Below are 25918 nucleotides of genomic sequence, written 5' to 3'. Positions count from 1 at the left end.
CGTTTCAGGCGTTCAGGCGCACGGTGTTGCGACCGCCGTTCTTGGCTTCATAGAGCGCCTCGTCAGCCTTCTGCAGCGCCAGTTCCACGGTTTCCCCCGGCTTCACCAGCCGTGCGCCGATGCTCACCGTCAGCGCGCGGCCGCCGGGCAGCGGGCGCGCGGCCTCGGCTTCGGCGCGGATGCGCTCGCTCAGGCTGGCCAGCGTCGTCGTGTCGCACGGCGTCAGCAGCACCAGGAACTCGTCACCGCCCCAGCGTGCGGCGCTGTCATAGGGGCGGATGTGGTCGCGCAGCAGTGCGGCGACCGTCATCAGCGCGCGGTCGCCTTCGGCGTGGCCGAGCTCGTCGTTGATTTCCTTGAAGTAATCGACGTCGATCCAGATGATGCCGAAGGCTTGCCGTTCGCGGGTGCTGCGGCTCACCGCCTCGTCGATCAGCTCGCTCATGCCGCGGCGGTTGATCAGCCCGGTCAGGTCGTCGATCCGCGCCAGGCGGTTCAGGGCTTCGGTGCGTTCCTGGACGCGGCTTTCGAGTTCGACCGTGGTGTTGCGCACGGCGCCGGCCATGGCCTCGAAGTGCTTGATCAGGCGCCCGATCTCGCCCTTGCCCGAAGGCAGGTCGACCGGGCTGAGGTCGCCGTCACGCACGCGCAGGATTGCGCGCTCGAGCGCGCTCACAGGGCGGAACACAAGGCGTTCCAGGGCCAGATGCACGATCACCAGCGTCAGCAGCAGGGCGGCGGCGAACACCAGCGCCGCCATGCCGAGCTGGTTGACGGGCATCACCACGTCGAGATCGAGCAGCGTGATCTCGTACCAGTCGAGCTCGGGCAGGTAGGCGATGCCGGCGAGATGACGCTTGCCGTTGACGAGCACGAAGCGGCTCAGCACGTTCGTCCCGGGCGTGGTGGTCGCGGCGAGTTCGCGCATCATGTCGCGCAGGTGGGTGCGATCTTCCGCGGTATCCAGCAGCAGATCCACGGTCTTCTTGTGCCATTCGGGCTTGGTGATGCTGGCGTAGTCGATCAGGTTGCGGTCCCGGAACAGCTGGATGGCGCCGTTGTGGTCGACGAAGAGGGTGGTGATGCCAGGTGGGGCGACGTCGATGACGTCGCGGATGAAGCCGTCCAGTTCGAGGCCGGTGCCGACGACGCCGAGAATGCGCTCGCCGTCGCGCAGCAGTACGTCGATCCAGAGCTTGGTCACGCCGAGCGCGATGTCGGGATTGACGTTGAGGTGGAAGTCGCGACCCTCGCGCACGATGGTGTAGAACCACGCGTCCGGCGGGTTGTCGGGCTGGAGGTAGTAGCGCAGCGGGTTGGCGGCGAATTCGTTGTGCGCGTTGTTGTGGAAGTAGGCGCCGGAGTCGAGCAGGGCGACGAAGTAGCTGCGATCCTGGAAGTTGCTGCGAAAGCTCTCCATCTCGGCGATCGCCTCGCTGCGCATGCTGGCGTCTTCCGGCGTCTTCGCCCAGCGCCGCAGAACCTGCGAGTCGGCCATCTGGCGTGCAAGCGCGATCTCGCGGGCGATGGGCTGCAGCAGCTTGGCGCTGTCCGAACGTACCTGCACCTCCGCGAGCCGCACGCCCCACTGCTCGATGATGGATTCGGCAATACGCTGGAAAACCGACCATGCCGCCGCCGAGGCGGTCAGGACCAGCAGGGTGGCCAGGAGCAGGAAGCGCGTCTTGAGGTTCATGCGCAGAGCGAGTCGAAGGGATGATTGGGCGCGGCCGCAGTATCGGTGCAGCCTAACATGCGGCCGGCGTGCCGCATGCGTTCTGCGTCACGGAATCCGCAAGGCGATTGCGCGCTGCAGCAGCGGCGCAGGTCGGCGCCTGCTGCTAGAATTGCGGCCACTTTCCGGGGACCCGATCATGGCCATGTACGAATCCGAACACACCAAGTTCATGCGTGAATGGATGGAGAAGCATCCGCAGGAGCGCGTCGAGCAGCAGAAGGGCCGCGCCCTGTGGTGGGACAAGCCGCAGTCGCTCGAGGAGCAGCAGCGCCACCGCGAGGCGCGCGTGCCGGTGAAGCCGTACTACTACGACGCCAACCACTGAGCCTTGCATCGCGACCCTTCGCGCGGCGCCGTGCGCTGACCGCATGAGCCTGCCGCGCCGTCTTGCCTTCATCGATGTCGAGAGCACCGGAGCCCATCCGGTGCGCGACCGCATCACCGAGATCGCCATCCTCCGTGTCGAGGACGGCGTGCTCGTCGAGCGCTGGGAAAGCCTGGTCGACCCCGGGATTCCCATCCCGCCGCTGATCCAGCAGGTGACCGGCATCACCAACGACATGGTGGCCGGCGCGCCCCGCTTCGAGACGCTGGCCGACCAGGTGCAGGCGCTGCTGGCCGACTGCGTTTTCGTTGCCCACAATGCGCGCTTCGATTTCGGCTTCATCAAGAACGCCTTCGATCGTATCGGTCGCGCCTTCGATGCCCGCGTGCTGTGCACGGTCAAGCTGTCGCGGGCGCTGTTTCCCGAACACCATCGCCATGGGCTGGATGCGCTGATCGAGCGTCACGGCCTGCACTGCGGCGCCCGCCACCGGGCCATGGGCGATACCGAGGCGCTGTGGCAGTTCGTACAGATGGCGCAGGCGCAGTTCGCGCCCGATGTGATCGCTCGCGCCGCCGAGCGCGCCATGAAGGCGCCGGCGCAGACCCCCGGCCTGCCCGAGGGGCTGCTCGAGGCGATTCCCGACGTGCCCGGCGTCTATCTGTTTCATGCCGAAGCCGAGGCGCCGCCACCCGGGCGCAGCGACCGCCCGCTGTTCGCCGCCCGTGCCGTCAGCCTGCGTGCGCGGGTCAGGGAACATTTTGCGGCCAGCGTGCGCAAGGGCAAGGATGCCGAGCTGCGCGAACAGGTGCGCCGGGTCGAGTGGGTCGAGACCGCCGGCGAGCTCGACGCGATCCTGCGTGAGGCCGAACTCGTTAAGCGCCTGCGTCCGCCTTTCAACCGCGTGCCCGAAAGCGTGGACGAGGCCTTCGCGCTGCGTCTGTTGGACAACCGCCGCCGTCCGCCGATCTATGAGCGCGTGCCGATCGCCGGCACCGATCCGGCCGGGTGGCAGGGGCTGCATGGCGTGTTCCGCAATCGCCGCGAGGCGGAGAACCTGCTGCGCGAACTGGCCCTGCTGTATCGCCTGTGCCCCCGCCGGCTCGGCCTGGAGTCAGGCACCATCGGGGCCTGCTCGGCCTTCCACGCGAAGCGTTGTGCGGGGGTGTGCGCGCGGCGGGAAAGCGCCGCCGAGCACGATGCCCGCCTGCTTGGCGGCCTGGCGTCGGCCGGCATCAAGCCGTGGCCGTGGCAGGGGGCGATCGTCGTCGCCGAGCGTCATGCCCATTCGGGGCGCGAGGCTTACCACGCATTCGACCAGTGGTGCCATCTCGGCAGCGTCGAACGGCGTGAGGATCTGCCTTCCATCGATCGAACGCGGCGTTTCGATGTAGACACCTGGCGCCTGCTCGGGCGCTGGTTTGCCGCCCCCGCCAACATGGCGGCTGTCGAGCCGCTCGTCCCCGGAGAACCTGGCTGAGGCGTCCCGCGGCTAGTGGGCTGCCGCGCGCCGCAGCTGGCTGAGGTTGTCCAGCATCAGGCCGCGGCGACCCTGCGGGCGCACCAGGCCGTCGCGTACGAAGCGCGACAGCACGCGCGAGAAGGTCTCGGGCGTGAGGTTGAGCTGGGCCGCGATGGTCTGCTTGTCGGACGCGAGGCGGATTTCGGCATGTTCGGCGCCCTGCGGTGCAAGCTGCGCCAGATACTGTGCAACGCGCTGCGTGCTGCTCAGCTGGATGCAGAGCTGCATGTGCAGCATCATCTCGTAGCTGGCGGCCGCGAGCCGGGTGGTCATGGCTTCGCCAAAGCTGGGAACGGCGACCATCGCGTCGCGCACCAGCGCGATGGGCACATGCAGCAGGCGGGTGGTGCGCGCAGCCTGCGCCATCGCCATCGCGGGGCGGCCGAGGAGGGCGGCCTCTTCGCCGAAGGTGTCGCCGGGGCCGGCGATGCGGATCAGCTTCTCGCTGCCCGAGGGTGCCAGGAGAAGGCATTTCACCTCGCCGTCGAGCACCACGTGCATACAGGTGGCGACGTCCTGGGCCTGGATGAGAATCTCGCCACGCTCGGCCCGCACCAAGCGGGACGCGGCGACCATGCGGTGCAGACGTGCGTCGTCGAGCAGATCGAAGGGGGCAATCTGGCTCAGGCTCGGAATGCTGGGAGGGGTTTTTTCTCGTTTCATCGTTCGCTCCTGCGTGCTACACCGGTTGTCAGCGTGGCTGAACTGCAGTCTAGACAGGGCGGCGGCCGGGTCAAAGGCGCCACGCGCGCGCGAGTTGGCGCTCGCCTACCTCCAAAGAGGTATCAGGGTGATTTGCAAGCTATTGTAAACAATGAAAAACATGCCGATTGTCGGCGGCCATGGGGCGATTGCAGGTATAAAGGAGTAGGCCGACAGATACCCCCCGCTGGCCGCTGGAGACTGAAGATGAAGTTCGCGATGCCGCGCCTGCTCGTCAGGCATTCGATCCTGCTGCTGGTGGCGCTCGCCATGCTGGCGCTGGCGCTGATCAGCCTGGCGGGCATGAGTGCGTCGGTGATGGTGGCCGAGAGCGTGCAGGGCAGTGCCAGTGCGATCAACCACGCCGGCAGCCTGCGCCGGCTCACCTACCGCGTTGCAGGGCTGGTGGCGGCCGATGCGCTGAGCGGCCCGCTGTCGCCGCGACGGGTCGAGGCGGCGATCGAGGATTTCGAGCGCGCGCTGGGGCATCCCGAACTGCAGCGCATCGTGCAGCGCGACCCCGGTGGCCTCTTCGCCGCCACCTATCGTGGCGTGGATTCGTCGTGGCGCCAGAGCCTGAGACCGAGCCTGAAAGTCATGGTGCGCGCAGAGCCGTCGACGCCGCCCGAGGAGGTCGAGGCCTTGCTCACCAACGTGGACCGTTTCGTCGACCAGCTCGACACGCTGGTCTTCGTGCTCGAGCAGGACACCGAGGCCCGCATCGAGGACCTGCGCGAGATCCTGGCCGGGGCGATCATCGCCACGCTGGTGGTGATCATCGTGGCCCTCTTCATCCTGCGCCGCTCGCTGCTCAAGCCGCTGGGCGGGCTGCTGGCGGCGACGCGGGCGATTGCCCGTGGCGACTATTCGGCCCGGGTCGAGCACGTCGGCTACGATGAACTCGGCCGCGTCGGCGCCACCTTCAACCTGATGGCGGGCGAGATCTCGCGCCAGTACCAGACCCTCGAGCAACGCGTGGCCGAGAAGACCGCGGAGCTGCAGCGCAGCAACCGCTCGCTGGAGCTGCTCTACCATGCCATCGCCCGCCTGTACCAGACGCCGACCGAGCCGGCGGTGTACGAGGCCACCTTGCGCGACATCGACCATGTCGCTGGCCTGCAGGGCAGCTTCGCCTGCATCGAACCGCGCCAGGAGGGGCCGGCGACGGTGATCGCGTCGACGCTCGGCCCCTGCGTCGAACGCGTTGCGCGCGGCGACCAGGCCTGTGCCGAATGCAGGGCGGTTTCGGTTGCCGGGGCGGAGCTGCGGGGGGAGCAGAAGCTGCTGCGCTTCCCCTTGCGTGACCGCGAGCACCACTACGGCATGCTGCGTCTGGCCCTGCCCGCCGGCGAAGCGCTGGAGGACTGGCAGCGCCAGCTGGTCGAGGCCCTGTCCCGCCACATCGGCATGGCGCTGGGCGCGGCGCGGCGCAGCGAGCAGGAGCGCCTGCTGGCGCTGCAGGAAGAGCGCTCGGTGATCGCGCGCGAGCTGCACGATTCGCTGGCGCAGGCGCTGTCCTACATGAAGATCCAGATGAGCCTGCTGCAGCGCGCCCTGGCCGATCCGGCGCGGCTGGCCGAGGCCGACACCATCCTGGCGGACCTGCGTACCGGGGTGAATGACGCCTACCGCCAGCTGCGCGAGCTGCTGGTGTCCTTCCGTCTCGAGCTGTCGGGCGACCTGGGCGCGCTGCTGCGTGCCGCGGTGGCGGAATACCGCGAACGCGGCGGCGTCGACATCGCGCTCGAGATCCGGCTCTCGGACTGCAGCCTGACGCCGAACCAGGAAGTTCACGTGCTGCAGATCGTGCGTGAGGCGCTGTCGAACATGCTGCGACATGCGATGGCGAGGCACGCGCGCGTGGCCCTGGCCTGCGACGAGGCGGGGCGGGTCACGATCACGGTGGAGGACGATGGCGTGGGTATCGACGACGGACCGGTGGATGGCCGCGACCATCACGGGCTGTCGATCATGCGCGAACGGGCGCGCAGCCTGGGCGGAGAGATCGAGATCACTCGTCGTGGCGAGGGGGGCACCCGTATCAGCGTAAACTTCCAGGCCGTCCATACCCTGCCGGCGCTTGCGGTCGACGCATTCGCCGAAGAAGGAAGCCGTTGATGAACGACACACCCCTCGAATCTGTCCTGATCGTTGACGACCATCCGCTGTTCCGCAAGGGGCTGGCGCAGTTGCTGCAGACGGTGCCCGCGTTTCGCCTCGTCGGCGAGGCGACCTGTGGCGTGGAAGGCATCGAGATGGCGCGCTCGCTGCAGCCCGACCTGGTGCTGCTGGATCTCAACATGCGCGACATGAGCGGACTCGAGGTGCTGCGCCAGCTGCGCCAGATGCGACCCGAGCCGCGGGTGGTGATGATCACGGTGTCGGACCAGGGCGAGGATGTGGTCGCGGCGCTGCGTGGCGGCGTCGACGGCTACCTGCTGAAGGACATGGAGCCCGAGGCGATGGCGGCGGCGCTCGCGGACGTCGCGGCGGGACGGGTGGTGATCCCGCCCGAGCTCAACCTGCTGCTGGCGGCTGCCCTGCGCAGCGAGGCGCGACCGCAGTCCGTGGACGCCGCCGGCCTGACCGAACAGGAGCAGCGCATCCTCGACAGGATTGCCGCCGGCCTGTCGAACAAGATGATCGGCCGCGAGCTCGACATCGCGGAAGGCACGGTCAAGGTCCACGTCAAGCACATCCTGCGCAAGCTCAACCTGCGGTCGCGGGTCGAGGCCGCGGTGTGGGCAGTGGAGCACCTGCGCGGCTGAACCGGCTGCTTTTTTTACCCGGCTTCCTCTCCGCTTGTACCCCCTCTTCTGGTCGCCCGATAGCGGCGACGCGCCGCTTCCATCCTTGACCGCGGTCAATGACCGGGTTGCCGCCATGGGATTCAATGGGCGGCGTACAAATGGGTTCAGGGGCACCTGTGGAATCGGCATCACCTTCTCGTCGGGGCTTTCTGCGCGGCAGGGTCCGTGCAGTGGCGCCCGCCATGCGTCCCCCGTGGGCGCGGGAAGAGCACGATTTCATCTCCTCCTGTACCCGATGCGATATCTGTATCGACGCCTGTCCGACCGCCATTCTGGTCCGGGCCGACGGCGGGTTCCCCGCGGTCGACTTCTCACTCGGTGAGTGCACGTTCTGCGGCGAATGCGTGACGCGTTGCGCGCCGCGCGCCCTGCTGCGCCGCGCGGAAGGCGAGGCGCCCTGGGCGTTGAAAGCCAGTATCGGTCAGGCCTGTCTTGCGGAGGCAGGCGTGGAGTGCCGAGTCTGCGGCGAGAGTTGCCCCACGGGCGCGATCCGTTTCCGCCCGCGCATCGGTGGCGTGGCGTTGCCGCAACTGGATGCCGACACATGTACGGGCTGTGGTGCCTGTTTCGCATCCTGTCCGACGCGGGCCATCGTAGTGAGGGCCGAAAGCGAAGTTCCGACGGAGAGCGAACAATGAAGATTGCAAGTCTGGTTCTGCGGGCCCTGCCTGCGGATTTCCCGGAAATCAAGGAAGCGCTGGCGCGCATCCCGGGGGTCGAGATTCATGGCTCCTCGGAGGAGGTCGGTCGCATCGTGGTCACCGTGGAGGATGGCGAGGGCTGGTCGGTCACCGACTCGATCCTTGCAATCAACCTCGCGCCCAAGGTGCAGGCGGTGACGCTGGCATACGAATACACCGATGACGGTCTCGAATTGACGGAGGCATGAAATGAGTATGAATCGACGCGATTTCATCAAGAACAATGCGATCGCCGCAGCCGCTGCAACGGCCGGCATCGGCATTCCCGTGGTCACCCAGGCGCAGGGCAACGGCGCAGCTGCCGCCGGCACCAAGGTGCGCTGGGACAAGGCGGCCTGTCGCTTCTGCGGCACGGGTTGCTCGGTGTTGGTCGGCGTGCAGAACGGCCGCATCGTTGCCACCCAGGGTGACCCGGATTCGCCGGTCAACCGCGGTCTGAACTGCATCAAGGGCTACTTCCTGTCCAAGATCATGTACGGCGAGGATCGCCTCACCAAGCCGTTGCTGCGCATGAAGAACGGCAAGTACGACAAGAACGGCGAGTTCACGCCGATCTCGTGGGATCAGGCCTTCGACATCATGGAAGAGAAGTGGAAAAAGGCCATCAAGGAGCACGGCGCCGATTCGATCGCCATGTTCGGCTCCGGCCAGTGGACGATCTGGGAAGGCTATGCCGCCGCCAAGCTCTACAAGGCCGGCTTCCGCACCAACAACATTGACCCGAACGCGCGCCACTGCATGGCCTCGGCCGTGGCCGGCTTCATGCGCACCTTCGGCATCGACGAGCCGATGGGCTGCTACGACGACATCGAGAACGCCGACACCTTCGTGTTGTGGGGCTCGAACATGGCCGAGATGCACCCCATCCTGTGGAGTCGCATCACCGACCGTCGCCTGTCCAAGGAAGGCTGCGAGGTCCATGTGTTGTCGACCTTCGAGCATCGTTCTTACGAGCTCGCCGACAACCCGATGATCTTCGTGCCGAACACCGACCTGGCAATCCTGAACTACATCTGCAACTACATCATTCAGAACAAGCGCGTTAATACCGACTTCGTCAATCGCAACGTCAAGTTCAAGATGGGCGAAACGGACATCGGCTTCGGCCTGCGTCCGAACCACGTGCTCGAAGCCAAGGCCACCAGCAATGGCTATCCCGGCGCCGACGGCAAGCCGAAGGGCGACACCGGCGCGGCCAAGGACATCAGCTTCGACGAGTTCGCCAAGTTCGTGTCCGAGTACACCGTCGAGAAGGTGTCCAAGCTGTCGGGCGTGCCGGAAGACCGCCTGAAGAAGATGGCCGAGCAGTATGCCGACCCCAACCGCAAGGTCGTGTCGTTCTGGACCATGGGCTTCAACCAGCACACCCGTGGCACCTGGGTTAACAACATGATCTACAACGTCCACCTGCTGGTGGGCAAGATCTCCGAGCCCGGCAACAGCCCGTTCTCGCTGACCGGTCAGCCCTCGGCCTGCGGCACCGCGCGCGAGGTCGGCACTTTCGCCCACCGTCTGCCGGCCGACATGGTCGTCACCAACCCGATGCACCGCGCACTGACCGAGCAGATCTGGCAGCTGCCCGAAGGCACCATCCCGGGCAAGATCGGCCTGCACGCCGTGGCGCAGAGCCGCGCGCTGAAGGACGGCAAGGTCAAGTGCTACTGGACCACGACCACCAACAACATGCAGGCGGGTCCGAACGTCAATGACGAGATCTACCCGGGCTGGCGCAATCCCGAAGCTTTCGTCGTCGTGTCCGACGTCTATCCGACCGTGTCCGCGCTGTCGGCCGACCTGATCCTGCCCTCGGCGATGTGGGCCGAGAAGGAAGGCGCCTTCGGCAACGCCGAGCGTCGCACCCAGTTCTGGCGCCAGCAGGTGGCTGCACCGGGCGAGGCCAAGTCCGACCTGTGGCAGTACATCCAGTTCGCCAAGCGCTTCAAGGTCGAGGAAGTGTGGCCGGCCGAGCTGATCGCGAAGAAGCCGGAGTACAAGGGCAAGACCCTGTACGACATCCTCTACGCCAACGGCCAGGTGAACAAGTACCCGCTCACCGACGTGGAGACGGCCAACGCCCACGCCTGGAAGGGCTACATGAACGACGAGTCGAAGGAACTCGGCTACTACCTGCAGAAGGGGCTGTTCGAGGAGTACGCCGCATTCGGTCGCGACCATGGCCACGATCTGGCGAACTTCGACGTCTATCACAAGGCGCGCGGCCTGCGCTGGCCGGTGGTCGACAACAAGGAAACCCTGTGGCGCTTCCGCGAGGGCTACGACCCGTACGTGAAGGCGGGCGAGGGCGTGAAGTTCTACGGTCACAAGGACAACAAGGCGGTCGTGTTCGCGCTGCCCTACCAGGATCCGCCCGAGATGCCGGATGCCGAGTTCGACATGTGGCTGTGTACCGGCCGCGTGCTGGAGCACTGGCATACCGGCTCGATGACGCGCCGCGTCCCCGAACTGCACCGCTCGGTGCCGGAAGCCCAGGTCTTCATGCACCCGGACGACGCTCAGAAGCGCGGCTTGCAGCGCGGCATGGCGGTCAAGGTGTCGTCGCGGCGCGGCGAGATCGTCGCCCGTCTCGAGACCCGCGGCCGCAACAAGCCGCCCGTCGGCCTGATCTTCGTGCCCTTCTTCGATGAAGGCCGGCTGGTGAACAAGCTCACGCTCGACGCCACCTGCCCGATCTCGAAAGAGACCGACTACAAGAAGTGTGCGGTCAAGGTGGTGAAGGCCTAATCGACAGGAGGCGTGAGCCCCGCGCCCCGCCGACCGGGGGGACGGCCCCGGGCGCAGGCTCACGACGAACATGAACGACACCGTGAAACCGACCGGACGTACCGCAGCCAGCGCACCGTCGCCGCGTCGCCGCTTCCTCAAGGATGCGGCGGGCGTCGCCGGTGGCGCGGGCCTGCTTGCGCTCGGTGCCGGGATGTACGCGAAGCAGGCGTCGGCGCTGCCGGCCACTGCGATCCGTCCGCCCGGTGCTCTCCCCGAAGGCGACTTCCTTGCGGCTTGCGTGCGCTGCGGCTTGTGCGTGCGCGACTGCCCCTACGACACGCTGAAGCTGGCCGAACTCGGCGACAACGTGGCGACGGGCACGCCGTACTTCGAAGCGCGCAGGATCCCCTGTGAAATGTGCGAGGACATCCCCTGTGTGGTCGCCTGTCCGACCGGTGCGCTCGATCGCGGGCTCACCGACATCGGCAAGGCGAAGATGGGGTTGGCCGTGCTCATCGACCAGGAGAACTGCCTCAACTTCCTCGGCCTGCGCTGCGACGTGTGCTACCGCGTGTGCCCGGTCATCGACAAGGCGATCACGCTCGAGCGCATGCACAACCCGCGCTCCGACCGTCACGCCATGTTGCTGCCGACGGTGCATTCCGAGTACTGCACCGGCTGTGGCAAGTGCGAGAAGGCCTGTGTGCTGCCCGGCGAGTCGGCGATCAAGGTGCTGCCGATCAAGCTGGCGCAGGGCTCCAAGGCGGAGCACTACCTGCGCGGCTGGGAAGAGAAGGAAGCGGCCGGCGGTTCGCTGATCGGCGACCAGGTCGAGCTGCCCGTTCGTGGCCTCGAAGACAAGGCCTACGGCGACACCCGCGTCAAACCGGGGGAAGGTCCGCAGGTCCCTGATTACAAGCCGGCCCAACCCGCCGGCAGTGGTCTTGATTCGGGGTGGAAGCCATGAGCGCGCAGACGACGACCGGCGGCGTGCCGGAACGCAAGGTCCCGCCCACCAGCGTGCGCGGCGCCGCGATGCGCGGCGTGGTGGCGCGCCCCGGGCAGGAAGCGATCGAAGCCAAGGGCTGGTTGCGCGCGCACAAGTGGCTGCTGCTGCGGCGCGCCTCGCAACTGGGCATCCTGGCGCTGTTCCTCGTCGGACCCTGGCTCGGGTGGTGGATCGTGAAGGGCAACCTGTCGTCCAGCCTCACGCTTGGCGTGCTGCCGCTGACCGATCCCTTCCTGATCGCGCAGCAACTGGCCGCGGGTCAGTGGCCGTATCAGGAGGCATTGCTCGGCGGCGGTATCGTGCTGGCCTTCTACCTGCTGTTCGGCGGGCGGCTTTTCTGCTCGTGGGTGTGCCCGGTGAACCTCGTCACCGATGCCGCCGCGTGGCTGCGTCGTCGCCTGGGCTTGAAGGGCGGCAAGGCGCCGGCGGGCAACACCCGCTACTGGCTGCTGGGCTTCGTGCTGGTGATCGCGGCGGCGACCGGTTCGTTGGCTTGGGAGTGGGTGAATCCGGTGTCGATGTTCCACCGCGGGCTGATCTTCGGTTTCGGTCTTGCCTGGGGCATCGTCGGCGGCATCTTCTTCTACGACCTGCTGATCGCGCCGCGCGGCTGGTGCGGCCACCTGTGTCCGCAGGGTGCCTTCTATGCGCTGCTCGGTCGTGCTTCGGTGGTCAAGGTGTCGGCGGACAGGCGCAGTGCCTGCAACGACTGCATGGACTGCTTCGCCGTCTGTCCCGAGCCTCAGGTCATCCGTCCCGCGTTGAAAGGCGTGGGACAGGACCATCCCCTCATTCTGGATGCCGACTGCACCACCTGCGGACGCTGTGTGGATGTATGCGGCAAGGACGTTTTCCGTATTACGACCCGATTCAACAGGAGCGAGTCATGAAAAAACAAACCCGAAATCTGGTGCTCGCGCTCGTCGCCGCAGTCGGCTTCGGCGCCGTGGTGCCGCCGTCGGCGATGGCGCAGGCCGTCAAGAGCATCCGTGGCGCCGACGTGGCCGATCAGGAACTGCAGGTCGGCAACTTCCGCCCGCTGCCCGACCAGGCGCCGATCGATCGCGACTATGTGCAGCAGCCGCCGCTGATCCCGCACAAGGTCGATGGCTACGAAGTCACGATCAACTTCAACAAGTGCATGGATTGCCATGCCTGGAGCCGCTACAAGGAATCGGGCGCGACCAAGGTCAGCCTGACCCACTTCAAGGACCGCGACGGCGGTGAACTGTCGAACATCTCGCCGCGCCGCTACTTCTGCATGCAGTGCCATGTGCCGCAGACCGATGCCAAGCCGCTGGTGGCAAACAAGTTCCAGCGCGCGGAAGGCCTGCGCTGAGGCTTAGATAAACGGGGATCGTCATGACCGACAACAAAAAGAGCCTGATGCAGCGCATTCGCGGTGCCGGCTGGGGCGCCATCGTGCTGCTCTTCGCCGCGGGCGTGATCTTCTGGGGTGGCTTCAACTGGGCCCTGGAGATGACCAACACCGAGAAGTTCTGCATTTCCTGCCACGAGATGGAGGAAAACGTCTTCAAGGAATACCGCAACACCATCCACTACCAGAACCGCACCGGCGTGCGGGCGACCTGCCCGGACTGCCACGTGCCGAAAGAGTGGGGGCCGAAGATGATCCGCAAGATCAAGGCTTCGCGCGAGGTGTACGGCAAGATCATGGGCACCATCAGCACGCCCGAGAAGTTCGCCCATGAACGCCTGCGCCTGGCGCAGAACGAGTGGAGGCGCATGAAGGCGAACAACTCGCAGGAGTGCCGCAACTGCCACAACTACGAGTACTTCGACTACTCGGTGCAGGGCCGCCGTTCCAACCAGATGCACCAGGCGGGCTTCGCCGAAGGCAAGACCTGCATCGACTGCCACAAGGGCATCGCTCACTCGCTGCCGCCGGTCGACCAGAACATCGGCGTCGGTCGCGAAGCCGTCGCGCCTGAAGTGCTGCATCCGCCGGTGCAGCAGCAGTAACACCGCCTGCCGGGACGCCTCAGGGCGGCCCCGGTCGGCCTCACGGACCCCGCCTCTGCCAGCCGGCGGAGCGGGGTCCGCGCCTTTCCGCTCCTTGCGGGATGGCGCGCGCCTGACCCCTGTGGTTCAATCCCGCCCATGCTCGAAGTTGAAGATCTCGCCTGCCTGAAGGGCGATCGCCTGTTGTTTCGCGACCTTGCCCTCCGCCTGCAGGCGGGTGAACTCCTGCGCATCGCCGGCCCCAACGGCGTCGGCAAGACGAGCCTGCTGCGCCTCGTCACCGGCCTGGCACTGCCCGAGGCCGGCGAGATCCGCTGGCGGGGCGAATCGATCAGGCGCGAGCGCGAGGCCTTCCATCGCGAACTGCTGTATCTGGGCCATGCGCCCGCCATCAACGACCTTCTGAGTCCGCTCGAGAACCTGCGCTTTGCCTGTGCCGCGGCTGGCGACGAGGTCGACGCCGACAGCTGCATGCAGGCCTTGGTGCGTATCGGCCTCGAGAACCAGCTCGACTTGCCGGCGCGCGTGCTGTCGCAGGGCCAGCGCCGCCGCGTGAGCCTCGCCCGACTTTTCCTGTCCGGCCGGCGGGCGCTGTGGGTGCTGGACGAACCCTTCACCGCGCTTGACGTGAAGGCCGTCGCTGATCTGGCGCAGGCCCTGTCGGAGCACTGCGCCGCGGGCGGCATGGTGATGCTGACCACGCACCAGGACGCACCCTTCGCGCTCACGCCGCGGGTGCTCGACGTCGGAGCCTACGCATGCTGAGCACCTTCCTCGCCGTGCTGCGCCGCGATCTGCTGCTGGCCTGGCGCGGCCGTGCCGACGTGCTGGTCACGCTGGCCTTCTTCGTCATCGTCGTCTGCCTGTTTCCCTTCGGCGTTGGCGCCGAACCCAACCAGTTGCGCGCGATCGCCCCCGGCGTGCTGTGGGTCGCGGCACTGCTTGCCTGCCTGTTGTCGCTGCACCGATTGTTCGCACAGGACTACGCCGACGGAACCCTGGAGCAGCTTCTCCTGTCTAGCGAACCGGCCGCACTGTGGGTGACGGCGAAGGTGCTCGCCTTCTGGCTCAGCACTGGACTACCGGTGGTGGCCGTGGCGCCCGGTCTTGCGTTGCTGCTTGACCTCGAACAAGGCGCCCTGCCGGTGCTGGTTCTAAGTTTGGCGCTGGGTACGCCGATCCTCGGTTTGCTGGGGGCGGTGGGCGCGGCGCTGACGCTGGGCCTGCGTGGTGGCGGCATGCTGCTGGCCCTGCTGGTGCTGCCGCTGTTCGTGCCGGTACTGATCTTCGGTGCGGGTGCGGTCGAGGCCGAGATGTCCGGCTCCGGCGCCGCAGCGCATCTGCTGTTGCTGGGTGGTGGCCTGGCTGGCGCGCTGGCGCTGGCGCCGTGGGCCTGTGCTGCCGCACTGCGCATCACGACCGATTGACGAATGAATCCTGGGCCGGCTTCAGCTGCCGGCCCGATGTAGAGACGACGAGTAGCCGACGCATGAATGCTCCAGAGCGCAGCCGCAGCCTTTTCCGCTTCGCGGCGCCGCATAATTTCTATCCGCTCGCCGGCCGTCTCGCGCCCTGGTTCGCCGCCGCGGCGCTGATCCTGACATTCGCAGGCCTGTGGCTCGGTTTCTTCGTCGCGCCCACGGATGCCACGCAAGGCCAGGTCTATCGCGTGATCTTCATCCATGTGCCGGCGGCCTGGATGTCGATGTTCATCTATCTGGTTATGGCCTTCTGGTCAGCGGTCGGTCTGGTCATGAACACCCGCCTGTCCTTCGTCATGAGCCAGGCACTGGCGCCCACCGGCGCGATGTTCTGCTTCGTCGCGCTGTGGACCGGTGCGCTGTGGGGCAAGCCCACCTGGGGTGCGTACTGGGTGTGGGATGCCCGCCTGACCTCGCAATTGCTGCTGCTTTTCCTCTATTTCGGTTTCATCGCTCTCACGCGCGCGATCGAGGACCCGCGCCGCGCCGACCGTGCGGGCGCCATCATTGCCCTGGTCGGAGCGGTCAATGTGCCGATCATCTACTTCTCGGTGCAGTGGTGGAACACCCTGCACCAGGGCGCTTCGGTCAGCCTGACCAAGGCGCCGTCGATGGCGACGACGATGCTCGCCGGCATGCTGGTGATGGCGATCGCGGCGTGGATGTACACCATCGCGGTGGTGCTGTGGCGCGCGCGGTCGATGATCCTCGAGCGCGAGCGCCACACCGAGTGGGTCGGCGCGGTGCTCGAGCGAGAAGCGCAGCTCAAGGGAGGGCGTGCCTGATGGCGCAGTGGGAAAGCTGGTCCGCATTCTGGGACATGGGCGGCGCGGCCTTTTTCGTGTGGGGCAGCTACGGCGTCACCTTTGCGCTGATGGCGCTGGAACTCGTGCTGGTGCTGCGGCGTCGGAAGGACACGGTCACGCGGCTGCTGCGCTGGCGGCGTGCGGTTGGCAAGGATTCAGCAAGGAAGGCCGGTGCGTCCGTGCCGGTGATGGAGTCGGAAACATGAAAGCCCGTAGCAAACGTCTGATGCTCGTCGGCGGTGGGGTCGCCCTGCTGGTCGCGGCGGTCGCCCTGGTGCTGAGCGCCTTCCAGCAGAACCTGGTGTTCTTCCACACGCCCAGCGAGGTCGCCGAAGGCAAGGCGCCGACCGGCAAGACCTTCCGCGTCGGCGGCATGGTCGAGGAAGGCTCGATCAAGCGCGAGGCCGACGGTCTCACCGTCAGCTTCGCCATCACGGACACCGCCAAGGTCATTCCGGTGAGCTATCGCGGCACGCTGCCCGATCTGTTCAAGGAGGGCAAGGGCGCGGTGGTGCAGGGCAAGCTCGAGGCCGACGGCACCTTCCGCGCAACCGAGGTGCTTGCCAAGCACGACGAGAACTACATGCCGCCGGAAGCGGCGCATGCGGTGGAACAGGCCAGCAAGGCCGCAGCAACCGTGAGCCAGTGACATGATCCCCGAACTCGGACATTTCGCCCTCGTCCTCGCGCTGGTGCTTGCCGTGGTGCAGGCCGTGGTGCCGATGGTGGGCGCCAGCCGCAACCGCTTCGCCCTGATGGCCGTCGGTCGCCCAGCGGCGCAGGGGCAGTTCTTCTTCATCCTGGTCAGCTACGTCTGCCTGACCTGGGCCTTCATCCAGAGCGACTTCTCGGTGCAACTCGCAGCCAGCAACTCGCACAGTGCCACACCGCTGATGTACAAGATCACGGGCGTGTGGGGCAACCACGAAGGCTCGCTGCTGCTGTGGGCGATGTCGCTGTCGCTGTGGACGGTGGCCGTCACGGTGTTCTCGCGCCATCTGCCCGAGGCCTTCGTTGCCCGCGTGCTGGGCGTGCTGGGCTGGGTCAGCGTCGGTTTCCTGTCCTTCCTGCTCGTCACCTCCAACCCCTTCGACCGCCTCCTGCCGGCGGTGGGCGAAGGCCGTGACCTGAATCCGCTGCTGCAGGACCCGGGCATGATCATCCACCCGCCGCTGCTCTACATGGGCTACGTGGGCTTCTCGGTCGCCTTTGCCTTCGCCATCGCCGCGCTGCTCACCGGTCGCCTCGACGCCGCCTGGGCGCGCTGGTCGCGTCCCTGGACCACGGTGGCCTGGGTGTTCCTCACCGCCGGCATTGCGGTCGGTTCGGGCTGGGCCTACTACGAGCTGGGCTGGGGGGGCTGGTGGTTCTGGGATCCGGTGGAGAACGCCTCCTTCATGCCCTGGCTGCTCGGCACCGCACTGATGCACTCGCTCGCCGTCACCGAAAAGCGCGGTGCCTTCCGCAGCTGGACGGTGCTGCTGGCGATTTCCGCCTTCTCGCTGTCGCTGCTCGGCACCTTCATCGTGCGTTCGGGCGTCATCACCAGCGTGCATGCCTTCGCCACCGATCCCAAGCGCGGCCTGTTCATCCTTGCGCTGCTCGTCATCGTGATCGGTGTGTCGCTGCTGCTGTATGCGTGGCGCGCGCCGAAGCTCGGCGGCGGCGGCAGCTTCAGCCTCGTGTCTCGCGAGACCTCGCTGCTGGGCAACAACGTGCTGCTGTCGGTGGCGTCGGCCTCGGTGCTGCTGGGCACGATGTACCCGCTGTTCCTCGACGCGCTGGGCATGGGCAAGATCTCCGTCGGCCCGCCGTACTTCGAGGCGGTGTTCATCCCGCTGATGACGCCGGTTGTGGTGCTGATGATGTTCGGCCCCTTCCTGCGCTGGAAGGATGACGACCTCACTGCCGCCGTTCGCAAGGTGGCGCCGGCCTTCGTCGCCAGCGTGCTGATCGGCCTGGGTACGGCCTATGCTGTCGATCACGTCACCTGGCGCACGGTGCTGGGCCTGGCGCTGGCCGCCTGGGTGGTGCTGGCCAGCCTGCAGCTGCTGGCCGGGCGTATCACCGAGCGCGCCGGTGCCAGCATGGGCACGCGCCTGCGCTCGATCACCGCGTCGTGGTGGGGCATGTGGCTGGCGCACCTCGGGGTGGGCGTCTTCATCATCGGCGTGACGCTGGTGGGCAGCCTCGATGCCAGCCTCGACGTGAAGATGCAGGACGGCCAGCGTGCTGAACTGGCCGGCTACACCTTCACCTTCCGTGGCGTGCAGGATGCCGACGGCCCCAACTACGACGCCGCGCGCGCCACGATCGACGTTACCCGCGACGACCGTGCGATCGCCACCCTGACGCCCGAGAAGCGCATGTATCTCGCACAGGGCATGCCGATGACCGAGGCCTCTATCGACATCGGTCCGTTCCGCGACGTGTATGTTTCGCTCGGCGAGCAGATCGAGGACGGGACCTGGATCGTCAGCCTGTACTACAAGCCCTTCATCAGCTGGATCTGGCTGGGCTGCACCCTGATGGGCCTGGGTGGCGTGTTCGCTGCTGCCGATCGTCGTTACCGTCGTCTGGCCGCGCGCGACGCGACGGTGGCGGCCAACCAGCGCGTCGCCTGAGCGCGCGAAAGTCCTCACATGAAAGCGAAATTCCTCGTTCCCCTGATCCTCTTCATCGGCCTGGCGGGCTTCCTTGCCTTCGGCCTCACCCTCAACCCGCGCGAGGTGCCTTCGCCGCTGATCGACAAGCCCGCGCCCAACTTCAGCCTCGCCCGGCTCGATGATCCCGCCAGACCGTTCGCGCTGGAGGAGATGAAAGGCCAGGTCTGGCTGCTCAACGTGTGGGCGTCGTGGTGCGTGGCCTGCCGCCAGGAGCATCCGCTGCTGGTGCAGATGGCCCGCCAGAAGATCGTGCCGGTGGTCGGCCTCAACTACAAGGAAGTGCGCGGTGACGGCGCGATCAACGCCCGCGGCATGGCGCTCGAAGCCGAGACCGCGATGGCCATCGAGCGTGCCCGCCGCTGGCTCACCGATCATGGCGACCCCTACGTGCTGTCGGTGCTCGACATCGATGGCCGCGTCGGCATCGATTTCGGCGTGTATGGCGTGCCCGAGACCTTCCTGATCGACACCGAGGGCCGCATCCGCTACAAGCACATCGGCCCGATCACGCCGGAGAGTCTGAAGCAGGTGATCCTGCCCAAGATCGAGGAGATCCGCCGTGCCGGTTGAGCGTTTCCCCAAGGCGCTGCGCGCGCTTGCGCTGGCGGCGCTGCTCGGCGCCACGCCACTGGCAATGGCGCAACAGTCGGTGGCCGATCCCGGCCTGGCGCCGACCGTCGCACCCGATCCCCAGCTCGAATCCGACGTGATGGAGCTGTCGCACAAGCTGCGTTGCCTGGTGTGCCAGAACCAGTCCATCGCCGAGTCCAACGCACCGCTGGCCGTCGACCTGCGCAACCAGGTGCGTGAGCAACTCGCGAGTGGCCGCAGCAAGGACGACGTGGTCGATTACCTCGTCGCCCGCTACGGCGACTTCGTGCTCTACGAGCCGCCCTTCAAGGCCACGACCCTGCTGCTGTGGGGCGGGCCGGTGCTGCTGCTGGTGGGCGGTGCGGGCTGGCTGGCCTACCGCCTGCGCCGCCGTGCAAGCGAAGTCGCCGCCGCAGGCCACCTGAGCGAGGCCGAGCGCCAGCGCGCGCGCGAACTGCTCGCCGGTGCCGCCCAGCCTTCTTCTGAATCTCCGGAGTCCCGTTCGTGACCGCCTTCATCTTCTTTGCCGGCCTGCTGCTGGCCGGTGCCCTGCTTTGGATCCTGCCGCCGCTGTTCGGCGCTGCCGGGCGTGCGCAGCGCGAACAGGCAGCGCAGAGCAGTATGGCGCTGACGGTGTTGCGCGAGCAGCTGGCTGAACTGGACGCCGAGCTGGCCGCGGGCCGTATCGACGCCGCCAGTCATGCCCAGAGCCGGGAGGAACTCGAGCGCCGCGCGCTGGAGGAAGGCGAGGCGGCGGCCGAGCGCGCCCACACGGCCGATGCACGCCCTGAGCGGCGCTGGGCGCTCGGCCTCGGGCTGAGCGTGCCCGTGCTGGCGGTTGCGGGCTATCTGGTGTTCGGCACGCCGGCGGGGCTCGATCCCGCCAATGTTGCCGGCCAGCAAGGCTTTTCGCCGGAAGAGATCGCCGACATGGTGGGCAAGCTCGAAGCCCGCCTGCAGCAGGAACCCGACAACGTCGAAGGCTGGATGATGCTGGCGCGCTCCTACCTGGTGCTGGAGGACTACCCGAAGGCGGCGGCGACCTACGAGAAGCTGTCGAAGATCGCGCCTGAGGAGCCGGACGTCTTTGCCGACTGGGCCGACGTGGTTGCAGCGATGAAGGGCACGGTGGTCGGCGAGGCTGAGGCCTTGCTGCAGAAGGCGCTGGCGATTGCACCGGAGCACCCGAAGGCGCTCGCGCTGGCCGGTACCGCAGCCTACCAGCGTGAGGACTACGCAGCAGCGGCTGCGCACTGGGAGAAGATCCTGGCACGCATCCCGCCCGGCGAGGACGTTGCCCGCGGCATTCGTGCCAGCATCAACGACGCCCGCGCCAAGGCCGGCATGGCGCCGCTGGACGAGGCCGCCGCGGCGCCCGCGGCAAGCTCGGCGCTGAAGCTGTCGGGCCGTCTCGAGGTGGATCCCGCGCTGGCCGAGCGCTTGGCGCCCGACGACGCTGTGTTCGTGTTCGCCCGTAGCGAGGTTGGCGGCCCGCCGCTGGCGGCACTGCGCTTCAAGGGCAGCGAGCTGCCTCGCGACTTCAGCTTCGAGGGTGCGAACCTGATGATGGGCGACGCCGTGTTGCCCGAGCGCGTCGTCATTGGTGCCCGGGTGTCGAAGGGCGGCGATGCCACCGCGCGCAGCGGCGACCTTGAGGGCTTGAGCGAGTCTGTCGCCACCGACGCCAGCGGCGTCAGCGTGCGTATCGACCGCGTCCGCGATTGAGGCGCAGGCGTCCGACGATGATCAGGCGGGCCATGGTGCCCGCTGCTCTGCTCAGTCGCCGGTGTAGCTGAAACGCACCCGCTTCACGTTGCACAACAGTTCGTAGGCGATCGTGCCCGCCGCTGTCGCGATGTGGTTGACCGGCACCTGCCGTCCCCACAGTTCCACCCGGCTGCCGAGGCCGGCGTCGGGATGCCCGGTGAGGTCGATGGTCAGCATGTCCATCGACACGCGCCCGATGAGACATCCCGGCCGGCCGTCGATCGCCACCGGCGTGCCGTCCGGGACGACGCGCGGATAACCATCGGCGTAGCCCATTGCGACCAGGCCCACGCGCGTGCGTCGCTCGGCGACGAAGCGCGCGCCATAGCCGAGCGGTTCGCCGGCGTCGATCTCGCGCACCGCCATCACCGCGCTCTCCAGCGTCATCACCGGCTGCAGGCCGTTGCCTTCGCCCGGCATCGGGTCGGCGCCGTAAAGCAGGATGCCGGGACGCGCCCAGTCGCCGCGTGCCTGCGGCCAGCCTAGGATGGCGCCCGAATTGGACAGGCTGCGGGGGGCCGACAGCCCGGCAGTGGCGGCATTGAAGCGCTCCACCTGGGCCGGGGTGGCGATGACCTCCGGCTCGTCGGCGCGGGCGAAGTGCGTCATCAGCGTGATGTCCGCGACCTTTCCGCTTGCCTGCAGCCGCCGCCAGGCCACCGCGACCGCGTCGCCGACGAAGCCGGCGCGGTTCATGCCGCTGTTCACCTTCAGCCACACGTTCAGCGGCCGTTCGAGCGGCGTGGCTTCGATCATGCGCAGCTGTGCCTCGTGATGCACGACGATCCACAATTCGTGGCGCTCCACCGCGTCCAGCTCAGCGGCATCGAACACGCCTTCGAGCAGCAGGATCGGACGTGTGATACCGGCCTCGCGCAGTTCCAGCGCTTCGTCGAGGAAGGCCACGGCGAAGCCGTCGGCTTCGTTGGCCAGCGCCTGTGCGCAGCGCACGGCACCGTGGCCGTAGGCGTTGGCCTTGACCACGGCGAGGGCGCGGGCGCCATGGCGGGCGCGGGCGAGATGATAGTTGTGCCGCAGCGCGGCAAGGTCGATCAGGGCGCGGGCAGGGCGCATCGTGGGGTTCCGGCAGGGGCGAGGCGCAACATGGTGCGCCGAAGCGGGCGGCGCTGCAATGCACCTGGCACGGCGGTCGGGCCGTCGCGCCCGGTGGGCAGAATGCGATCGCGGCCTGGGTTCAGGCGGGCGACAGGCTCAGCCCGGTCGCCCGCCGCGTCGCCTCGCGGCCATAGCGGCTCAGGGCGAGGTCGTCGTGGCGGATCGCCGGCTGACGGCCGGTGACGAGGTCGGCGACGAGCGCTCCGGCACCGCAGGACATGGTCCAGCCCAGCGTGCCGTGGCCGGTGTTGATGAAGAGCTCGGGGTAGGGCGTGGCGCCGACGATCGGCGTCGAGTCCGGCGTCATCGGCCGCAGGCCGGTCCAGAATTCGGCACGCGGCAGGTCGCCGCCCGTCGGGAACAGGTCGCCCACCACCCGCTCGAGTGTCTGGCGCCGGCGCGGATTCAGGCGCAGGTCATAGCCGCCCAGTTCGGCCATGCCACCGACGCGGATGCGATTGTCGAAGCGCGTCACGGCGACCTTGTAGGTCTCGTCCAGCACTGTCGATTGCGGTGCGCCTTCGGCGTCGACCAGCGGCACCGTCAGCGAATAGCCCTTCACTGGATAGACCGGCAGCTCCAGGCCGAGGCCCGCCGCCATCTGGCGCGAATAGCTGCCCAGCGCGAGCACGTAGCGGTTCGCCGCCAGCACCTGACTGTGTTCGCCTTCACCGACGCGCACCCCGATCACGCCCCCGCCGCCGGTCAGGATCTCGCGGACATCGACACCGAAGCGGAACTCGACGCCGGCCTGGCGGGCGAGCTCGGTCAGCCGGGTGGTGAACAGGTGGCAGTCGCCGGTTTCGTCATTGGGCAATCGGAGGCCACCGGCCAGCGGGCTGCGGCTGCGGGCGAGCGCCGGCTCGACCTGCGGCAGTTCGTCGGCGCCGAGCAGTTCGAAGGGCACGCCGCACTCCCGCAGCACCGCGATGTCGCGCTGCGCCGCGTCGAGCTGGGCCTGGGTGCGGAACAGCTGCAGCGTGCCGCGGCTGCGTTCCTCGTAGGCGATGCCGGTGTCGGCGCGCAGCGTGCGCAGGCAGTCGCGCGCGTACTCGGACAGCCGCATCATGCGTTCCTTGTTCACCGTGTAGCGCTCGGCGCTGCAGTTGGCGAGCATCTGCATCATCCAGCGCAGCTGGAACAGGCTGCCGTCGGCGCGGATGGCGAGCGGGGCGTGGCGCTGGAACAGCCATTTCATCGCCTTCAGCGGAATGCCGGGCGCGGCCCAGGGGGTGGAGTAGCCGGGGGATACCTGGCCGGCGTTGGCGAAGCTGGTCTCCAGTGCGGGGCCGGGCTGGCGCTCCAGCACGGTCACGCGCGCGCCGCGCTGGGCGAGATACCACGCGGTGGTGGTGCCGATGACGCCGCTTCCGAGTACGATCACATGCATGGCTGCCTCTTGCCTGAATGACGTTGGATGTGGGCAGTTTAGGTAAGCATGAGCAGGTGTTTTCACTTATAAATGCTGGCAACGCAGTGAAAATGATGTTCTACACTGCCGATTCCCCTCCGGAATAGCGAAATGCGCGAACTCGACCGAATCGACCGCAAGATCCTCGACCTGCTGCAGAAGGAAGGCCGCCTGTCGATGACCGAACTCGCCCAGCGCGTCGGCTTGTCGGCCACGCCATGTACCGAGCGTGTGCGCCGCCTGGAGCGTGAGGGAGTCATCACCGGCTACCACGCTCGAGTCGATCCGCGCGCGCTCGGACGTCCGCTGCTGGTGTTCGTCGAACTGAAGCTGTCGGCCAAGTCCAACGACACCTTCGACCGCGTGAAGAAGGAGCTGGCCTACGTCCCGGAAGTCATGGAATGCCATCTGGTCTCGGGCGACTTCGACTACCTGATCAAGGCCCGCATCGCCGAAATGAGCGACTACCGCCGCCTGCTCGGCAACATCCTGCTCAAACTGCCATCCGCGACCGAATCGCGCAGCTACGTGGTGATGGAGGAGGTGAAGGAGAGCCTGTACCTGCCGCCGGAGTCCTGAGGCGTAAGGGGGGCGAAAAGCAGAAGGGCCAACCTGTTGGAGGTTGACCCTTCTGCGGTATTCGGCTGGAGCGGGTGAAGGGAATCGAACCCTCGTCATCACGCGGGTAAGGAGGCGGCCTCGCGGCCGCCCCCTCCCCTAAGAACCGTACGTGCAAGTTTCCCCGCATACGGCTCAAGCAACCCATAAGCGCCCCTACCTCATGTGGGAGACGCCGGCAGGGCCGTACAACTTTTCCAGAACATGGTGTTGCATATGGCAGTTCGGATGTAGCAGGACCAGGTTGGTCAGCCTATTCGAACCTCCTTGAGAACGTTTGACGACGTGGTGGAGGTGCCACCCCGTGTCGCGCGTAATCTTTTGGCTGCAGATGGGGCATTCACCCCCTTGCCAAGTCCACAGCCAGCGAAGCTTGCGGCGTCCTTCGAATGTAGCTTCCATCTTTCGGCTTAGCCGTTTGGAGAAGTAGTCATCGTTCGTTGGATCGTATGGGTTTGCCTCCCCTTTCACCTTGGTATGCGGTCGTTTCCGATAGTCGCATAGGTTGGGGAGAAGCTTATCCATTACCGCAAACCGCCAGTCGCGCCCCTTGAGGCACTTGAAATAGCGTGTTTTTATCCATCGCTTTCCCTTTTCAGGGTGACGACGGCACGCCCATCTCCATAGTGCTTGCCAGATTTCGTGGTCGCATCTTGCAAACCTCTGGGATGACATTTGACTTCGGTGATAGTTAGCCCAACCCCTTACAACTGGAGCCAGAGCGTCGATCACGTCAATCTGATGTGCAGCCTTTCGTTCCGCAATCAGGTTTCGGACCTTGTGGAGGAATGTCTTTACGTTCTTCTTCGACGGCTGAGTGATCAGCATGTTTTTGAAGAGTCGTACGTTCCACCCTAAGAAATCGAATCCCTCGGTCACGTGTGTGATCCTGGTCTTCTCTTCTGAGAGCACAAGTCCTCTGGCATGTAAGAATCTCTCTACCAGAGGTTTGACCTTGGTTTCCAGCAACTCGCGGGAGCTGCCGGTGATGACAAAGTCGTCCGCGTATCGCACAAGGTTGATCTTGGCCGCTTGCCTTTCTCGCCGCGTCATCGGCAGCGTTTCAAGCTCACGTTCAAGACCGTCTAGTGCCATATTCGCAAGGACAGGCGAGATGATGCCGCCTTGCGGAGTGCCTGCTTTCGTAGGAAAGAACCGTCCCGTCTCGATGAACCCCGCTTTCAACCACTTCCGGAGGATACCTTTGTCCATGCAGACGTTGGCGATCAACCAGTCGTGACTGATGTTGTCAAAACATCCTTTGATGTCTCCTTCGAGCACCCATTGGGCCGATTTGCTAGGCCTTCCAAGCACTATTCGCACTTGTTCGATGGCGTCGGCTGTTGAGCGCTCCTGGCGGAAGCCGTAGGAGTTGTGGTCTCCGGTTGTTTCGGCAACGGGATCCAGCGCCAAGAGATGCAGCGCTTGCATAGCCCTATCGCGCATGGTGGGTATGCCCAAAGGGCGTTTGCCACCGTTTGCTTTCGGGATGTGGATGCGACGCAGTGGGAGAGGTTTGTACCGCGTGTTGCCTAATGCGATTACTGCTCGCCACTTGTCTTCCGGCGTGTCCCAGGTTTGCTTATCCACTCCTGGAGTTTTCCGGCCTCGATTCTCCGTTACCCTCCGAACTGCCATCGCTTTCGCGCTGCTGGATTTGGTAAGGAGTCTCTGCAGGGCGCGCACTTTCCGCCATTCCCCTGCTTTTGCTGCCTTCGCAATACGTGTCTGCAGCCTCGCGACAACTTGGAACGCTGAGAACCACGGTATGTGGTGCCACGAGTTCCATGCTGTGGAGGCGACATCACAGTCGTTTGAAGCTGCGTCCATATCAACCTCCGGTTGTATGGAGCGGGTGAAGGGAATCGAACCTTTATATTAGGCTCAAAGAGAATCGCAGGTGTGTGTGAGTAGGTTAAGTTCTTTGGTAATACTACGATTTTCGTAA

26 protein-coding genes are annotated in these 25918 nt (G+C 66.4%); 21 read left to right on the top strand and 5 right to left on the bottom strand.

Annotation, left to right across the window (positions count from 1 at the left end; translation table 11 throughout):
* Positions 1–4: 4 nt before the first annotated feature.
* Entirely contained in the window at positions 5–1696 is a 1692-nt protein-coding gene (locus tag CGK74_RS04460) for a GGDEF domain-containing protein (RefSeq protein WP_094267269.1), read from the bottom strand.
* A gap of 178 nt (positions 1697–1874) precedes the next feature.
* Between CGK74_RS04460 and CGK74_RS04455 the strand changes: the two genes are divergently transcribed.
* Positions 1875–2063, top strand: a complete 189-nt coding sequence (locus CGK74_RS04455) for a DUF3460 family protein (RefSeq protein WP_094267268.1) — start codon at positions 1875–1877, stop codon at positions 2061–2063.
* Positions 2064–2106: 43 nt separating this feature from the next.
* Positions 2107–3543, top strand: a complete 1437-nt coding sequence (locus CGK74_RS04450) for an exonuclease domain-containing protein (protein ID WP_094267267.1) — start codon at positions 2107–2109, stop codon at positions 3541–3543.
* A gap of 12 nt (positions 3544–3555) precedes the next feature.
* Here CGK74_RS04450 and CGK74_RS04445 read toward each other — a convergent pair whose 3' ends face one another.
* Positions 3556–4248, bottom strand: coding sequence for a Crp/Fnr family transcriptional regulator (locus tag CGK74_RS04445; RefSeq protein WP_094267266.1), 693 nt, complete (start codon positions 4246–4248; stop codon positions 3556–3558).
* A gap of 246 nt (positions 4249–4494) precedes the next feature.
* Here CGK74_RS04445 and CGK74_RS04440 point away from each other — a divergent pair, with 246 nt between their 5' ends.
* From CGK74_RS04440 to ccmI, 18 genes are all read left to right on the top strand, one after another.
* Positions 4495–6405 (top strand): ATP-binding protein, encoded by a 1911-nt coding sequence (locus CGK74_RS04440; RefSeq protein ID WP_094267265.1) that lies wholly within the window; start codon positions 4495–4497, stop codon positions 6403–6405.
* Entirely contained in the window at positions 6405–7055 is a 651-nt protein-coding gene (gene narL / locus CGK74_RS04435) for a two-component system response regulator NarL (protein WP_094267264.1), read from the top strand. Before CGK74_RS04440 ends, narL begins: the two co-directional genes overlap by 1 nt.
* Positions 7056–7195: 140 nt before the next feature.
* Entirely contained in the window at positions 7196–7735 is a 540-nt protein-coding gene (napF, locus tag CGK74_RS04430; RefSeq protein WP_094267263.1) for a ferredoxin-type protein NapF, read from the top strand.
* The gene (locus tag CGK74_RS04425) at positions 7732–7986 is read left to right on the top strand and encodes a chaperone NapD (protein ID WP_094267262.1); all 255 of its coding nucleotides are present in this window, start codon (positions 7732–7734) and stop codon (positions 7984–7986) included. Before napF ends, CGK74_RS04425 begins: the two co-directional genes overlap by 4 nt.
* Before the next feature lies 1 nt (position 7987).
* The gene (gene napA / locus CGK74_RS04420; protein ID WP_094267261.1) at positions 7988–10540 is read left to right on the top strand and encodes a nitrate reductase catalytic subunit NapA; all 2553 of its coding nucleotides are present in this window, start codon (positions 7988–7990) and stop codon (positions 10538–10540) included.
* A 70-nt stretch (positions 10541–10610) separates the two neighbouring features.
* Positions 10611–11489: a ferredoxin-type protein NapG gene (napG, locus tag CGK74_RS04415; RefSeq protein ID WP_094267260.1), complete on the top strand. Its 879-nt coding sequence runs from the start codon at positions 10611–10613 to the stop codon at positions 11487–11489.
* Positions 11486–12421: a quinol dehydrogenase ferredoxin subunit NapH gene (gene napH / locus CGK74_RS04410; RefSeq protein ID WP_094267259.1), complete on the top strand. Its 936-nt coding sequence runs from the start codon at positions 11486–11488 to the stop codon at positions 12419–12421. Before napG ends, napH begins: the two co-directional genes overlap by 4 nt.
* Positions 12418–12870: a nitrate reductase cytochrome c-type subunit gene (locus CGK74_RS04405; protein ID WP_094267258.1), complete on the top strand. Its 453-nt coding sequence runs from the start codon at positions 12418–12420 to the stop codon at positions 12868–12870. The genes napH and CGK74_RS04405 overlap by 4 nt, the downstream gene beginning before the upstream one ends.
* Before the next feature lie 23 nt (positions 12871–12893).
* Positions 12894–13514, top strand: coding sequence for a NapC/NirT family cytochrome c (locus CGK74_RS04400; RefSeq protein ID WP_094267257.1), 621 nt, complete (start codon positions 12894–12896; stop codon positions 13512–13514).
* A 138-nt stretch (positions 13515–13652) separates the two neighbouring features.
* Positions 13653–14279 carry a cytochrome c biogenesis heme-transporting ATPase CcmA gene (gene ccmA / locus CGK74_RS04395; protein WP_094267256.1) on the top strand — a complete coding sequence of 209 codons (627 nt, stop codon included), beginning with the start codon at positions 13653–13655 and terminating at the stop codon, positions 14277–14279.
* Complete coding sequence (ccmB, locus tag CGK74_RS04390) at positions 14273–14941, top strand: heme exporter protein CcmB (protein WP_094267255.1); 669 nt, start codon at positions 14273–14275, stop codon at positions 14939–14941. The genes ccmA and ccmB overlap by 7 nt, the downstream gene beginning before the upstream one ends.
* Positions 14942–15003: 62 nt before the next feature.
* The gene (ccmC, locus tag CGK74_RS04385; RefSeq protein WP_094267254.1) at positions 15004–15780 is read left to right on the top strand and encodes a heme ABC transporter permease CcmC; all 777 of its coding nucleotides are present in this window, start codon (positions 15004–15006) and stop codon (positions 15778–15780) included.
* Positions 15780–16007: a heme exporter protein CcmD gene (gene ccmD / locus CGK74_RS04380; RefSeq protein WP_094267253.1), complete on the top strand. Its 228-nt coding sequence runs from the start codon at positions 15780–15782 to the stop codon at positions 16005–16007. Before ccmC ends, ccmD begins: the two co-directional genes overlap by 1 nt.
* Positions 16004–16450: a cytochrome c maturation protein CcmE gene (gene ccmE / locus CGK74_RS04375; RefSeq protein WP_038011318.1), complete on the top strand. Its 447-nt coding sequence runs from the start codon at positions 16004–16006 to the stop codon at positions 16448–16450. The genes ccmD and ccmE overlap by 4 nt, the downstream gene beginning before the upstream one ends.
* Before the next feature lies 1 nt (position 16451).
* Entirely contained in the window at positions 16452–18425 is a 1974-nt protein-coding gene (locus tag CGK74_RS04370) for a heme lyase CcmF/NrfE family subunit (protein WP_094267252.1), read from the top strand.
* A gap of 18 nt (positions 18426–18443) precedes the next feature.
* On the top strand, positions 18444–19037 hold the full coding sequence (locus tag CGK74_RS04365; protein ID WP_094267251.1) for a DsbE family thiol:disulfide interchange protein: 594 nt from the start codon (positions 18444–18446) through the stop codon (positions 19035–19037).
* A complete protein-coding gene (locus tag CGK74_RS04360; RefSeq protein WP_094267250.1) occupies positions 19027–19566 on the top strand; it encodes a cytochrome c-type biogenesis protein in 540 nt (179 codons plus the stop codon). Before CGK74_RS04365 ends, CGK74_RS04360 begins: the two co-directional genes overlap by 11 nt.
* Positions 19563–20783 (top strand): c-type cytochrome biogenesis protein CcmI, encoded by a 1221-nt coding sequence (gene ccmI, locus CGK74_RS04355; RefSeq protein WP_094267249.1) that lies wholly within the window; start codon positions 19563–19565, stop codon positions 20781–20783. Before CGK74_RS04360 ends, ccmI begins: the two co-directional genes overlap by 4 nt.
* A gap of 51 nt (positions 20784–20834) precedes the next feature.
* Here the strand turns inward: ccmI and alr are convergent, their stop codons facing one another.
* A complete protein-coding gene (gene alr / locus CGK74_RS04350; protein ID WP_094267248.1) occupies positions 20835–21899 on the bottom strand; it encodes an alanine racemase in 1065 nt (354 codons plus the stop codon).
* 121 nt (positions 21900–22020) lie between these two features.
* Positions 22021–23331, bottom strand: a complete 1311-nt coding sequence (locus tag CGK74_RS04345) for a D-amino acid dehydrogenase (protein ID WP_094267247.1) — start codon at positions 23329–23331, stop codon at positions 22021–22023.
* Between the two features lie 132 nt (positions 23332–23463).
* On the opposite strand from CGK74_RS04345, the gene CGK74_RS04340 reads away from it, so the two are divergent.
* Entirely contained in the window at positions 23464–23931 is a 468-nt protein-coding gene (locus CGK74_RS04340; RefSeq protein WP_094267246.1) for a winged helix-turn-helix transcriptional regulator, read from the top strand.
* Between the two features lie 195 nt (positions 23932–24126).
* On the opposite strand, the gene ltrA is transcribed toward CGK74_RS04340, so the two are convergent.
* Positions 24127–25800 carry a group II intron reverse transcriptase/maturase gene (gene ltrA / locus CGK74_RS04335; RefSeq protein WP_094267245.1) on the bottom strand — a complete coding sequence of 558 codons (1674 nt, stop codon included), beginning with the start codon at positions 25798–25800 and terminating at the stop codon, positions 24127–24129.
* Positions 25801–25918 lie beyond the last annotated feature (118 nt).

It is taken from the genome of Thauera propionica (assembly GCF_002245655.1).
GTDB lineage: Bacteria > Pseudomonadota > Gammaproteobacteria > Burkholderiales > Rhodocyclaceae > Thauera > Thauera propionica.
This window is presented reverse-complemented; position numbering and strand designations above follow the sequence as displayed.